Source organism: Bradyrhizobium genosp. L (genome assembly GCF_015624485.1).
GTDB lineage: Bacteria > Pseudomonadota > Alphaproteobacteria > Rhizobiales > Xanthobacteraceae > Bradyrhizobium.
Genome location: NZ_CP061378.1, coordinates 3,377,960 through 3,390,568, shown reverse-complemented (window position 1 = coordinate 3,390,568; position 12,609 = coordinate 3,377,960). Strand labels below are relative to the sequence as shown.

The 12,609-nt window shown below is 65.2% G+C and carries 12 protein-coding genes; 9 read left to right on the top strand and 3 right to left on the bottom strand.

Features of this window, described 5'->3' with window-relative positions; translation table 11 throughout:
• The first annotated feature begins 19 nt into the window (after nt 1-19).
• The 6 genes from radA to IC762_RS15795 all read left to right on the top strand — a co-directional run bounded on the left by radA (nt 20) and on the right by IC762_RS15795 (nt 5,129).
• Nucleotides 20-1,564 carry a DNA repair protein RadA gene (gene radA, locus IC762_RS15820; protein WP_195789693.1) on the top strand — a complete coding sequence of 515 codons (1,545 nt, stop codon included), beginning with the start codon at nt 20-22 and terminating at the stop codon, nt 1,562-1,564.
• Between the two features lie 171 nt (nt 1,565-1,735).
• Nucleotides 1,736-2,374, top strand: coding sequence for a CvpA family protein (locus IC762_RS15815; RefSeq protein WP_195789692.1), 639 nt, complete (start codon nt 1,736-1,738; stop codon nt 2,372-2,374).
• A 25-nt stretch (nt 2,375-2,399) separates the two neighbouring features.
• Nucleotides 2,400-3,965 (top strand): amidophosphoribosyltransferase, encoded by a 1,566-nt coding sequence (gene purF, locus IC762_RS15810; protein ID WP_195789691.1) that lies wholly within the window; start codon nt 2,400-2,402, stop codon nt 3,963-3,965.
• A gap of 14 nt (nt 3,966-3,979) precedes the next feature.
• On the top strand, nt 3,980-4,126 hold the full coding sequence (locus tag IC762_RS15805; RefSeq protein ID WP_195789690.1) for a hypothetical protein: 147 nt from the start codon (nt 3,980-3,982) through the stop codon (nt 4,124-4,126).
• A 34-nt stretch (nt 4,127-4,160) separates the two neighbouring features.
• Entirely contained in the window at nt 4,161-4,301 is a 141-nt protein-coding gene (locus tag IC762_RS15800) for a hypothetical protein (protein ID WP_195789689.1), read from the top strand.
• Between the two features lie 87 nt (nt 4,302-4,388).
• Entirely contained in the window at nt 4,389-5,129 is a 741-nt protein-coding gene (locus IC762_RS15795; RefSeq protein ID WP_195789688.1) for an SDR family NAD(P)-dependent oxidoreductase, read from the top strand.
• A gap of 33 nt (nt 5,130-5,162) precedes the next feature.
• On the opposite strand, the gene IC762_RS15790 is transcribed toward IC762_RS15795, so the two are convergent.
• Entirely contained in the window at nt 5,163-6,815 is a 1,653-nt protein-coding gene (locus IC762_RS15790) for a hypothetical protein (RefSeq protein ID WP_195789687.1), read from the bottom strand.
• Between the two features lie 193 nt (nt 6,816-7,008).
• On the opposite strand from IC762_RS15790, the gene IC762_RS15785 reads away from it, so the two are divergent.
• The 3 genes from IC762_RS15785 (at nt 7,009) to IC762_RS15775 (ending at nt 10,110) form a co-directional block, all read left to right on the top strand.
• Nucleotides 7,009-8,133 (top strand): hypothetical protein, encoded by a 1,125-nt coding sequence (locus IC762_RS15785; RefSeq protein ID WP_195789686.1) that lies wholly within the window; start codon nt 7,009-7,011, stop codon nt 8,131-8,133.
• A gap of 174 nt (nt 8,134-8,307) precedes the next feature.
• Nucleotides 8,308-9,534 (top strand): ABC transporter substrate-binding protein, encoded by a 1,227-nt coding sequence (locus tag IC762_RS15780; protein WP_195789685.1) that lies wholly within the window; start codon nt 8,308-8,310, stop codon nt 9,532-9,534.
• A gap of 189 nt (nt 9,535-9,723) precedes the next feature.
• Entirely contained in the window at nt 9,724-10,110 is a 387-nt protein-coding gene (locus IC762_RS15775) for a YybH family protein (protein WP_195789684.1), read from the top strand.
• Nucleotides 10,111-10,203: 93 nt separating this feature from the next.
• Here IC762_RS15775 and IC762_RS15770 read toward each other — a convergent pair whose 3' ends face one another.
• The gene (locus IC762_RS15770) at nt 10,204-11,130 is read right to left on the bottom strand and encodes an MFS transporter (RefSeq protein ID WP_195789683.1); all 927 of its coding nucleotides are present in this window, start codon (nt 11,128-11,130) and stop codon (nt 10,204-10,206) included.
• Nucleotides 11,127-12,509, bottom strand: a complete 1,383-nt coding sequence (gene der / locus IC762_RS15765) for a ribosome biogenesis GTPase Der (RefSeq protein ID WP_195789682.1) — start codon at nt 12,507-12,509, stop codon at nt 11,127-11,129. The genes IC762_RS15770 and der overlap by 4 nt, the downstream gene beginning before the upstream one ends.
• Nucleotides 12,510-12,609: the final 100 nt, after the last annotated feature.

The window sequence follows — 12,609 nt, the reverse complement described above, 5'->3', positions numbered from 1 at the left end:
CACGGGAAGCGGGATTCTCATGGCCAAATCCACCCTCTCCTTCATCTGCCAGAACTGCGGCGCGGCGTATAATCGCTGGCAGGGCAAGTGCGAGTCCTGCGGTGAGTGGAACACGCTCGCCGAGGAGGACACCTCTGGCTCGGTGCCGGTCTCGATCCGCAGCAAGCGCAAGGGGCGGACGTTTGCGCTCGAAAGCCTGAGCGGCAAGACCCAGGACGCGCCCCGCCTGTCGTCGGGGATGGCCGAACTCGACCGCGTCACCGGCGGCGGTTTCGTGCGCGGCTCGGTGCTGCTGGTGGGCGGCGATCCCGGCATCGGCAAGTCGACACTGCTGACCCAGGCCACCAGCATGATGGCGCGCGCCGGGCATCGCGCGGTCTACATTTCGGGCGAAGAGGCGGTGGCGCAGGTGCGGCTGCGCGCCGAGCGGCTGGGGCTAGCCGACGCGCCGGTGCAACTGGCGTCCGAGACCTCGGTCGAGGACATCGTCGCGACGCTGTCGGAAGGCGCGGTCCCCCGCCTGATCGTGATCGATTCGATCCAGACCATGTGGACCGACACCGTTGAATCGGCGCCCGGCACCGTCACCCAGGTCCGCGCCTCGGCGCAGGCGCTGATACGTTTCGCCAAGAAGACTGGCGCGGCGATCATCCTGGTCGGGCATGTCACGAAGGACGGCCAGATCGCCGGGCCCCGCGTGGTCGAGCATATGGTCGACGCGGTGCTGTCGTTCGAGGGCGAAGGCTCGCAGCTGTTCCGCATCCTGCGCGCGGTCAAGAATCGCTTTGGCGCGACCGACGAGATCGGCGTGTTCGAGATGACGGGTTTGGGCCTGCGCGAGGTCAGCAACCCCTCCGAATTATTCCTGTCCGAGCGCGACCTGGGCAGCCCGGGGACTGCGGTGTTCGCCGGCATCGAGGGCACCCGCCCGGTGCTGGTCGAGTTGCAGGCGCTGGTGGCGCCGACTTCGCTCGGCACCCCCCGCCGCGCCGTGGTCGGCTGGGACCCGAGCCGGCTGTCGATGGTGCTGGCGGTGCTGGAGGCGCATTGCGGGGTCAAGCTGTCCGGCCACGACGTCTATCTGAATGTTGCCGGCGGTCTGCGCATCCAGGAACCGGCCGCGGACATGGCCGCCGCCGCGGCACTGGTGTCCTCGCTGGTGAACGCGCCGCTGCCGACGGATGCGGTGTATTTCGGTGAGATTTCGCTGTCCGGTGCGGTCCGCCCGGTAGCGCAGACCCCGGCCCGGCTCAAGGAGGCCCTCAAGCTCGGCTTCGGCCGCGCCATCCTGCCCGAATCGGCCCGTGGCGAGCCGGGCGGCGATACCGGACTTTCGTTGAACAGCATCGGCAATCTGACCACGCTGGTCGCCGAAATTGCCGCGCGCGGCACGCCGAGAGGCGACCGGGGTACGCCAAGAGGCGACCGGGGCACGCCGAGAGGCGACCGGGGCACGCCGAGAGGCGACCGGGGCACGCCGAGAGGCAGCCAGGCAGCCCCGCGGGACGATGACAGCCTTGAGAAAAATGCCACACCGGCCCGATTCCGTCGCGACAACGGCTAAAGCGGGCGTGACGTCACAGCGCCCCGCAGCTATACATCCGCCGCGCGGGACAGGTGGCGCTCGGGCCTTGCCGGACGCCCCCGATGCGCCCCAGTTTGGACGGCGCGAACCCGCCGATTCGCGAGTGGCCTAAACAGCGTACCAAAACGTACCAGCGGACCCGACCAGCCGATGCCGATAACGATACTCGATCTCGTCCTGCTCGGGGTGATGCTGATCTCGGGCCTGCTCGCCATGGTGCGCGGCTTCATGCGCGAGATCCTGTCGATCGCGGCCTGGGGTGCTGCGGCGCTGGTCACGCTCTATGCCTTCTCGAAGCTGCTGCCGACCGCCAAGACCTACTTCAACAACGACACGGTCGCCTCCATCGTCGTGGTCGCCGGCGTCTTCGTCGGCACGCTGATCGTGGTCTCCATCATCACGGTGCGGATCTCCGACATGATCCTCGATTCGCGGATCGGCGCGCTCGACCGCACCCTCGGTTTCCTGTTCGGCCTCGCCCGCGGCCTCCTGATCGTGGTCGTGGCTTTCATGTTCTTCACCTGGCTGGTTCCGGACAAGCAGCGGCCCGACTGGGTCACCGGCGCGAAGTCGCGGGTGGTGCTGCAGGGAACCGGGGATTGGCTGATGTCGCTCTTGCCTGACGACCCCGAGAACACCATCTTAAAGAAGTTCAAGAAGAATAAGCCGGACGACGATTCTGCGGCCGCCGACACCAATGATCAGGCGACCCCGGCGTCGGGTGATGGCTATAGCAAACCTGCGCGTGACGGCTTGAAAAAGCTGATCGAGAAACCCGCGGGCCGATGACCTATTTGGGCCCTTACGAGAGGCGATGAGCGAGATGCAAACCCTTTCCGATCATGCCGGCCAGATGGATCTCGACCTCGGCCCGATCGAACTGCAGGAACATCTTCGCGACTCCGACCCCAGATACCACCCCGATATCCAGGATCCTGACTTGGACGGCGACACGCTGCGTGAGGAATGCGGCGTGTTCGGCATTTTCGGCCATTCCGAAGCCGCCGCGATCACCGCGCTCGGCCTGCACGCCCTTCAGCATCGCGGCCAGGAGGCCGCCGGCATCGTCTCGTTCGACGGCAGCCGCTTCCACAGTGAACGCCGCCTCGGCCTGGTCGGCGACGCCTTCTCCCGCCGCGAGGTGATCGATCGCCTGCCCGGCAACGCCTCGGTCGGCCACGTCCGCTACTCCACGACCGGCGGCACCATCCTGCGCAACGTGCAGCCGCTGTTCGCCGAACTCAGCGCCGGCGGCTTCGCGGTCGGCCACAACGGCAATCTCACCAACGGCCTGACCCTGCGCCGCGAGCTGGTCAAGAACGGCGCGCTGATGCAGTCGACCACCGACACCGAGGTGATCCTGCATCTGGTGGCGCAGTCGAAGCGCTCGCGCTTCATCGACCGCTTCATCGAGGCGCTGCGCTCGATCGAGGGCGCCTATGCGCTGGTGGCGCTGACCAACAAGAAGCTGGTCGGCGCCCGCGATCCGCTCGGCATCCGCCCCTTGGTGCTCGGCGATCTCGACGGCCATCCGATCCTGACCTCGGAGACCTGCGCGCTCGACATGATCGGCGCCAAATATGTCCGCGATGTCGAGCCGGGCGAGATCATCGTGTTCGACGAGCGAGGGGCGCACAGCCACAAGCCGTTCCCGCCGAAGCCGGCGCGGCCCTGCATCTTCGAGTACATCTATTTCGCGCGGCCGGATTCCATCGTCGGCGGCCGTTCGGTCTACGACGTGCGCAAAGCCTTCGGCGCCCAGCTCGCCCGCGAGAGCCATCCCGAGGTCGACGTCGTGGTGCCGGTGCCGGATTCCGGCGTGCCCGCCGCGGTCGGCTACAGCCAGTTCTCCGGCGTGCCGTTCGAGCTCGGCATCATCAGAAACCACTATGTCGGCCGCACCTTCATCCAGCCGACCCAGAGCGTGCGCGAGCTCGGCGTCCGCATGAAGCATTCCGCCAACCGCGCCGCGATCGAAGGCAAGCGCATCATCCTGATCGATGACTCACTGGTGCGTGGCACCACCTCGAAGAAGATCGTGCGCATGATGCGCGACGCCGGCGCCCGCGAGGTGCATTTCCGCCTCGCCTCGCCGCCGATCCTCTATCCCGACTATTACGGCATCGACCTGCCCGACCGCGGCGGCCTGCTGGCCGCGACCCATTCGGTGGAGGAGATGCGCGAGATCATCGGCGCCGACTCGCTCGCCTTCCTGTCGATCGACGGCATGTACCGCGCGATGGGCTATCCGGGCCGCGACCCGGCCAACCCGAAATTCGCCGACCATTGCTTCACCGGCACCTACCCGACCCACCTCACCGACCAGAGCGACGTCGAACCGGCCCCGCGCCAGCTGTCGCTGCTGGCGGAGGCAAGCTGACGGAGGAGCGCGAGATGCAGCCGATCATCGCGATTGTCGGCGGCGTCTTGCTGGTTGGTTTTATCTGGTTTGCATTCCGCCAGGGTATGAAGGTCACCCCGGATGATCGCCCGGATCGAAGCGGGCACACCAACTATGGCGGCGGCGGTGGCGATACCTAGGACGCCTCGGGACTAGCCCGAGCCGAGGACGACGATGCAACTCATTGTCGGCATCATCTGCGGCGTGCTCTTGGTCAGCTTCATCGTGTTCGCCTTCCGCCAGGGTGAGAAGGTGAGTTCTGACCGCGCGAACAACGGAACCAACGCCGATAATATGAATCAAGGCGGCAGTTGACGCCGCGGCAGCAAGGAATTCGTCAAGGCCGGGCTTGTCCCGGCCATTTCTGTCTGTAATACCCGCTGCAAACTCGGACAGAAAGACATGACAAAACCCCTCGCCTCCCGTATCGCCCTGGTGACCGGTGCCTCGCGCGGCATCGGCTACGCGGCCTCCCTCGCCTTGGCAAAAGCCGGCGCGCATGTCGTGGCGGTGGCGCGCACGCAAGGCGGGCTGGAGGAGCTCGACGACGCGATCCGCAAGGACGGCGGCAGTGCCACGCTGGTGCCGCTCACCCTCACCGACTATGACGGCATCGCGCGGTTGGGCGCAGCGCTGCACGAACGCCACGGCAAGCTCGACATCCTCGTCGGCAATGCCGGCACCGCCGGCCCCTCGTCGCCGCTCGGCCATATCGAGCTGAAGCCGTGGAACGACGTGTTCGCGATCAACGTCACCGCGAACTTCCAGTTGATCCGCTGCATGGACCCGCTGCTGCGGCAGTCCGATGCCGGCCGCGCGGTGTTCGTCACCTCAGGCGTCGCGCACAAGGCCAACGCCTATCTCGGCCCCTACGCCGCCTCCAAGGCCGCGCTGGACGCGCTGGTGCGCTCCTGGGCCAATGAGACCGCCAACACGGCGCTGCGCGTCAACCTGTTCAGCCCCGGCCCGATCCGCACCAGGATGCGCGCCCAGGTGTTTCCCGGCGAAGACCCGATGACCTTGGACACGCCCGAGATGGCCGCCGAATTCATCGTGCCGATGTGCACGCCGGAGTGGACCGAGACCGGCAAGCTCTACGACTACAAGGCACGTGCCCTGCGGAATTTTCAGCCGCCGGCATGACCGGGCGCGCACGTCTGATCATGTTGCGGGCGATCAATTCGACTTCTCCGCAATTGCAATCGCGATATTGGTCAATTCGTCAATCCGGCGTTCGATATCGGTCTGCCGATCGACCAGCCGCAGAGCGACCGCAGGTGACACCGGCCTGACGGTCTCGATGAGTTGATTGATCGCGTCTGAATCGGTTAGCCGCATTTTGTCGACAATCGCGACCAGCGTTTCCGCCGTGCCATCGCCATCGAGCCACCAAGTCAAAGCAGCGGCGAGACCGGCGTCACTACCGGTCAGTGAGGCTATCGACAGAGCCTGTGCGAGGTCGTCTCGCGCCTTGTCCTCATTGTTGATCTCGTACCGGGTGTTGGCCGCGGCGAGCAGTGCGTGCGCATCGCGGGCGGCGCTTGCGCGTTGTTCAACGATGTCGAGCGCTGGACCCACCAAGGATGAATACCCGCCGTCGATCGCGTTCCTGACGACATAGAACATTACTTCGTGCGTTATGCCGTCATCGGGGAGCTTGGCCGCCGCGCTGACCGCGCCGTCGATGTCGCCGTGACGGGCCCTCAGCAGTCCAAGATTGTTCAAGGCGGAGTCATGGTCCGATCGCAGCTTCGCGTCGCTTGTCGGCGAAGATGCCGCGAGCGTCTCAGCTTCGGCATCGAGCTTCCGGAAGAGATCGCGGCGTCCGAGCCGGGCATATTCTTGCGCAGCCTTGCCGAGAACCTCGGCACGTCGCGCGGGATTGTTCACAAATTCGATAGCCGTCCGAACATCCTGATCCAGCGCCAGGCCAACCAGCACCGGCGCGAGGTCACTGACCAAATTGACCTGGGCAATCGCCTCCTTGCCATCGACCCATGTCGGCCACGGCTTGATCAGTCTTGCCGCAAAATCCAGCGACCCGGCCTTCAGAAAGAGCAGTGCGAGCGAGATCGCCTGTGTCGGCTCGTTCAAATTCGCCGCATGATCAATCGCCTTGCCGACGCGCTGGGTTGCGCGGAAGATTTCAGCCCGATCGCCGCGGCTAACAGCGTCTTGAAGGAGCGGGATCCATAAATCAAGGTCATTGACGCGCTCAGCTTCGCGCCATGCCCGCTCGCGCAGACTTGCCGCGGCCGGATATTTGCTCGCAACCGTCAGCAACCTCTCGAGCGATACCGGGTTGGAGCCACCGATCAGACTCGCCGCACGATCAGTCTGCCCGAGCCGGGCCGAAAGCTCTCCGGTATCGAGCGGAAGTATGGCCGCAAAATCATCATTGCTGCTCGCCAGCGACGGCAACTCTCGATCAACGTCCTCAACGATCTGTTTCGCGCGTGCCGTCTCGTTCTTTTCCAGCATCCAGGTTGCAACCGCAAGCAGTCCGCCAAGACGCTGGATCGGCTCCGTCCGTTGTTTGGCTCGTTCAATGGCTACGTCGAAACGGCCTGCTCGCGCGATCCAATCGATGTCTTCCCAGGGCGCCGGGTCGGGATTGTCCCAATTTACGTAGTCCAGCGCGACCCTGATGTCGCCCGGTGCCAACTCACGTTCAGCGAACGCGACGTGCTTCCTGTAGAAGTTATCCGCGGGAAGCGTCTTTGCGAGCGCGAAGACTGCATCCGCCAGGCATTTGACGCTCGGCTCCGAGCCGCAATTGATCGGCGCCGCCGCAGCCGGCGCTCCCAGCCAGAGCAGCACGGCCACCATTCCGCCCAACCATCTGTGCATGCACGCGACCTCGCTACCTGAGATGGCAGGGTCCATACTGTACCGGGACAGAGCATGCAACGCAGCCGTGCAATTCCTGCGATGCCGACACGGCAATTGACTCCTCTCCCGCCCCGCGATTGACTGCGCGCCCAAGTGGGATACCCGCCAAGAACAATCACGGGAGGCAACAATGACGCCGACGTTCAATCGTGCGCGCTCCATTCTGTCCGGATTCATCCTCCTCGCCTCGCTCTCCGTCCTCGCGCCGCGATCCGCGCAAGCCGGCGACGTCCCGACCTTCGCCGCCGATGCCTCCTGGCCGAAGCACCTGCCGAACGACTGGATCATCGGCCAGATCGGCGGCATCACCGTCGATTGGCAGGGGCATATCTGGGTGATCCACCGGCCGCGCTCGCTGAGCGATGGCGAGAAGGCCGCCGCGCTCACGCCGCCGCGTGCCAAATGCTGCGTACCGGCGCCGCCGGTGCTGGAGTTCGATGTCGACGGCAATCTGCTGCGCTCCTGGGGTGGCCCAGGCGATGGTTATCAATGGGTCGGCCGCGAGCACGGCATCGAGGTCGACGAGCGCGGCTTCGTCTGGATCGGCGGCAATGCCGATGACGACAGCGCGATCCTGAAGTTTTCGCTCGACGGCAAATATCTCGGACAGATCGGCAAGATCGCGCCGCGCACCAGCAGCAACGACACCACCCAGCTCGGCCGCCCCGCGGGGATCGCGATCGACAAGGCCGCGAACGAGCTCTATGTCGCCGACGGCTACGGCAATCGCCGCGTCATCGTGTTCGACGCCACCACGCTCGCCTTCAAGCGGCTGTGGGGCGGCCATGGCAAGACGCCGAACGATGACAAGCAGCCGGCCTATGATCCCGCAGCACCTGAGCAGGAGCAGTTCGGCAATCCCGTGCATTGTATCAAGCTCGCCAGTGACGGGCTGGTCTATGTCTGCGACCGCAGCCAGGATCGCGTCCAGGTGTTCAGGAAGGATGGCACCTTCGTCAAGGAATTCGCCTACGAGAAGAACACCCGCGGCGACGGAGCGGTGTTCGATCTCGCGCTGTGGCCCGATCCGAAGCAGACCTATCTGCTCAATGCCGACGGCGCCAACAACGAGATCCGCGTCATCAAGCGCGATGACGGCACCGTGGTCGGCACCTTCGGCCATAGCGGCCGCAATGCCGGGCAGTTCGCGCTGCTGCACGTCATGGCGGTCGACCAGCAAGGCAACGTCTATACCGGCGAGGTCGAAGGCAAGCGGATCCAGAAATTCAAGCTGACCTCGGATGCCCTGAAATGAGGCAATCACAAAAAACATGGGAGGCGGGATGACGCTTCGACGCAGTGTCTCCGGCTTTATGCGGATTGCCGCTTGCCCGCGGACAGGATAATCGGGAACCGACACAACACGCCCGGCACGAAGGCCCCGTCTCAAGAGGGCCGTCCGGGACGCATCACAGGGAGGGACTTTCTGATGACGACGACGCTCGCGCGGCGCTGTGCCGTGCTTCTCGCCTGCGCCGCTTTTGGCGTTGCGGCACCCGCTTTTGCCCAGGACAAGAACGTCAAGATCGGCGTGCTGAACGACATGTCGGGCCTCTATGCCGACATCGGCGGCCCGAACTCGGTGGCCGCGGCCAACATGGCGGTCGAGGATTCCGGCATGCTCGCCAAGGGCTGGAAGATCGAGGTGGTCTCCGGCGATCACCAGAACAAGCCCGACGTCGGCGTCAATATCGCGCGCAACTGGATCGACAACGAGAAGGTCGACATGATCACCGACACGCCGAACTCCGGCGTGGCGCTCGCGGTGAGCAACCTTGCCAAAGAGAAGAACTCGATCGTGCTCAATTCGGGCGCGGCGACCGCCGACCTCACCGGCAAGGCCTGTAACGCCAACACGATCTCCTACACCTTCGACACCTACATGCTCGCCAACGGCACCGGCAAGGCGCTGACCAAGGCCGGCGGCGACAGCTGGTTCTTCCTCACCGCCGACTACGCGTTCGGCCACGCGCTGGAGCGCGACACTTCGGCGGTGGTATCAGCCAATGGCGGCAAGGTGCTCGGCGGCGTCAAGCATCCGCTCAACACTGCTGATTTCTCCTCCTTCCTGCTCCAGGCGCAGGCCTCCAAGGCCAAGATCATCGGGCTCGCCAATGCCGGCGGCGACACCACCAACGCGATCAAGCAGGCGTCCGAATTTGGCATTACTGCGGGCGGCCAGAAGCTCGCCGCGCTGCTGCTGTTCGTCAACGACGTGCATGCGCTCGGCCTGAAGATCGCGCAGGGCCTCACCTTCACGGAATCGTTCTACTGGGACATGAACGACCAGACCCGGGCCTGGTCGAAGCGCTTCCAGGCGCGCTCGCCGAAGGGCTCGATGCCCTCGATGACGGTCGCCGGCGTCTATGCCGGCGTGCTGCATTATTTGAAGGCGCTGGACGCGATGGGCGGCAACCCGCATGACGGCGCCAAGGTCGTCGCCAAGATGAAGGAGATCCCGACCGACGATCCCCTGTTCGGCAAGGGCCCGCTGCGCATCGACGGTCGCCGCATCATCCCGGCCTATTTGTTCGAGGTGAAGAAGCCGGAAGAGTCGAAATACCCGTGGGACTATTACAAGCTGATCGCCACCATCTCGCCGGAAGACGCCGCCAAGCCGCTCGAGGCCAGCGACTGCCCGCTGGTGAAGAAATAAACGAGCTGCCGTAGGGTGGGTTAGCCGAAGGCGTAACCCACCGCCTTTCCCATCAAGACAGCGGCGGGTCACGCTTCGCTAACCCGCCCTACGATCTGTTCGCCCAAATAAATTCACTCCGCGCGTGTCGGATAGACGTCTTGACGTTCGTCCTCGGGGTGCACGCCAGCCAGCACGCGGAGCGGAACCATGACGCAGCACGACGCCGAAGCCCAAATCAAGGCGCTGATCGAAACATGGGCGGACGCCGTCCGCCGGCACGACTATGCGGGCGTTCTCGCCCATCACGACAAGGACATCGTGATGTTCGACGTGCCGCCGCCGTTCCAGTCGCGCGGACTGGCTGAGTACAGGAAAACCTGGGACCTGTTCTTCGGCTGTCAGAAGGCTCCATACGCCTTCGATGTCGAGGATCTCGCGATCACGGCCGGCAATGATGTCGCCTTCGCCGTCGCGGTGATGCGGTGCGGCCCGCCACAGGATACGTTTCAGTTCAGGTTGACGATCGGATTGCGCAAGATCGACGGCGAATGGCGCATCGTGCACGAGCACCATTCGGTGCCGGCGGAGGATTAGCGGCAACGCGTAGGGTGGGCAAAGGCGCACTTGCGCCGTGCCCACCATTCACGGTGTGCTCGAGATGGTGGGCACGCTTGCGCTTTGCCCACCCTACGCTTTCTGCGCCATCGCGCGCCACGCGATCAGCAGCGCCAGCAGCAACAGCACAGCCGCCAGATAGAACGGCGCACCGGGCATCTTCAGCGGCGCGTTGCCACCGATGAAATACGCAAAGGTCAGCGTGAACAGGAACGGGCCGATCAGCTGCGAGACACTCTGCACGCTGGTGGTGGCGCCCTGCAATTGGCCCTGCTGATCTGCCGCCACGAGCTGCGTGGTCAGCGCCTGGGTCGCGGCGCCGGCAATGCCCCACAGCGCCATCACGGGAATGCCGATCCAGAACAGGTGCCCGGTCGGTGCCGCGCCGAAGATGAAGAACCCCGCCGCGCCGAAGGCGAGCCCAAGGAACAGCGTGTTGCGCTCGCCGAAATGCTTGACGATCGGGCCGATCGCCGCGCCCTGCACGATCATGGCGCAGAGGCCGACCAGCGCCAGGGTCGCGCCGACGGTGCCGGCGTCCCAGCCGTAACGATAGGTCGCATAGAGCACGAACACCGACGGCAGCACGACATGAGCAAGCTGGGCGAAGAAATTCGCCAGCGACAGCCCGGCGAGCACGCGGTTCGAGCGCAACAGATGCAACGCGCCGACCGGATTGGCGCTCCGCCAGCGAAACGGCGCGCGGCGCGCGACAGGCAGCGACTCCGGCAGGATCAAGAGGCCGTAGAGGCCATTGGCAAAGCTCAAGCCGGCCGCGACCCAGAATGGCAGACGCGGATCGATCTGGCCGAACAGCCCGAAGATGCGGGCGGCGCTCGCGGTGTCGTTGTCGACGAAGCTCTCGATCAGCTTCGGCAGGATCGGGATCACCACGCCGAGCGCCAGCGTGTCGAGCAGGATGGTGACGAAGATGAAGATCACGGCGGCGCCGCGCGCTGGCGGCGCGTCGGTGGTGCCGCTTGCCGCCTCCTCGCTCATGACGGGCGCTTGCGCTTGTGGGCGAACGGATTGGCCTTCTCGCGCAGCGTGATCCTGACCGGCGTACCCGGCAGATCGAAGGTTTCGCGCAGCGAGTTCGTGAGATAGCGCAGATAGGATTTCGGGATCGCATCGGCGCGCGAGCAGAACAGCACAAAGCTCGGCGGCCGCGCCTTGACCTGCGTGATATAGTTCAGCTTCAGCCTTCGGCCGGACACCGCCGGCGGCGGATTGGCCTGGATCGCCTGCTCGAACCAGCGATTGAGCGCCGAGGTCGGCAAGCGCCGGTTCCAGACCGCATAAGCCTCCTGGATCGCGGTCATCAGGCGGTCGATGCCCTCGCCCATCAGGCCGGAGACGGCGACGATCGGCACGCCCTTGACCTGCGGCAGCCAGTGATCGGCGTCGGTGCGCAATTGCGAGATCTGGTTCGGCTTGCGCTCGACCAGATCCCATTTGTTGACCGCGAGCACGATGGCACGGCCCTCGCGCTCGATCAGATCGGCGATGCGCAGGTCCTGCTCCTCGAACTTGTTCTGCGCATCCATCATCATCACCACGACCTCGGCGAAGCGCACCGCGCGCAGCGCGTCGGCGACCGAGAGCTTCTCCAGCTTCTCCTCGATCCGCGCGCGACGGCGCAGTCCGGCGGTGTCGAACACGCGGAACTGGCGGCCCTGCCAGGTGATCTCGACCGCGATCGAATCGCGCGTGGTGCCGGCCTCGGGGCTGGTCAGCAGCCGCTCCTCGCCGAGCAGATGGTTGATCAAGGTCGACTTCCCGGCATTGGGCCGGCCGACGATGGCGACGCGGATCGGACGCTGCGCAGCCTCCTCCTCCGAGATGTCGTCCTCATCCGCGATCTCATCGTCCGCCTCGGCGGCTTCGGGCACCAGCACGCGCAGCGCCTCGTGGAGGTCGCCCATGCCCTCGCCATGCTCGGCTGAAATCTGCACGGGATCGCCGAGCCCGAGGGCGTAGGATTCCATCGCGCCGATCTCGCCATGCTTGCCCTCGGCCTTGTTGGCGATCAGCACGACCGGCTTGTTGGCGCGGCGGGCGAAATCGGCGAAGGCGCGGTCGGTCGGCGTCAGCCCGACCCGGGCGTCGATCACGAACATCAGGGCGTCCGCGAGTTCGATCGCGGTCTCGGTCTGCTCCTGCATCCGCGCCGTCAGCGAGCCCTTGGCGCCTTCGTCGAGGCCCGCGGTGTCGATGATCGTGAAGTCGAGATCGTAAAGCCGGGCCTGGCCCTCGCGGCGGTCGCGCGTCACTCCGGGCTCGTCATCGACCAGCGCGAGTTTTTGCCCGACCAGCCGGTTGAACAGGGTCGACTTTCCGACATTGGGCCGGCCGATAATAGCGATGGTGAAAGACATGGACTACGGCGTGCGAGTGAATGGGCTGCGGTTAGGCCTACAGCATGCGTGATGGCTGGTCGAAGCAAATCGGGCTGGTCTCCCTCGCCCCGTCCTTACG

What these genes read in the sequence shown, in the direction of transcription:
- radA (WP_195789693.1), top strand. Translation starts at nt 20, where the DNA reads ATGGCCAAATCCACCCTCTCCTTCATCTGCCAGAACTGCGGCGCGGCG.
- IC762_RS15815 (WP_195789692.1), top strand. Translation starts at nt 1,736, where the DNA reads ATGCCGATAACGATACTCGATCTCGTCCTGCTCGGGGTGATGCTGATC.
- purF (WP_195789691.1), top strand. Translation starts at nt 2,400, where the DNA reads ATGAGCGAGATGCAAACCCTTTCCGATCATGCCGGCCAGATGGATCTC.
- IC762_RS15805 (WP_195789690.1), top strand. Translation starts at nt 3,980, where the DNA reads ATGCAGCCGATCATCGCGATTGTCGGCGGCGTCTTGCTGGTTGGTTTT.
- IC762_RS15800 (WP_195789689.1), top strand. Translation starts at nt 4,161, where the DNA reads ATGCAACTCATTGTCGGCATCATCTGCGGCGTGCTCTTGGTCAGCTTC.
- IC762_RS15795 (WP_195789688.1), top strand. Translation starts at nt 4,389, where the DNA reads ATGACAAAACCCCTCGCCTCCCGTATCGCCCTGGTGACCGGTGCCTCG.
- IC762_RS15790 (WP_195789687.1), bottom strand. Translation starts at nt 6,815, where the DNA reads ATGGTGGCCGTGCTGCTCTGGCTGGGAGCGCCGGCTGCGGCGGCGCCG.
- IC762_RS15785 (WP_195789686.1), top strand. Translation starts at nt 7,009, where the DNA reads ATGACGCCGACGTTCAATCGTGCGCGCTCCATTCTGTCCGGATTCATC.
- IC762_RS15780 (WP_195789685.1), top strand. Translation starts at nt 8,308, where the DNA reads ATGACGACGACGCTCGCGCGGCGCTGTGCCGTGCTTCTCGCCTGCGCC.
- IC762_RS15775 (WP_195789684.1), top strand. Translation starts at nt 9,724, where the DNA reads ATGACGCAGCACGACGCCGAAGCCCAAATCAAGGCGCTGATCGAAACA.
- IC762_RS15770 (WP_195789683.1), bottom strand. Translation starts at nt 11,130, where the DNA reads ATGAGCGAGGAGGCGGCAAGCGGCACCACCGACGCGCCGCCAGCGCGC.
- der (WP_195789682.1), bottom strand. Translation starts at nt 12,509, where the DNA reads ATGTCTTTCACCATCGCTATTATCGGCCGGCCCAATGTCGGAAAGTCG.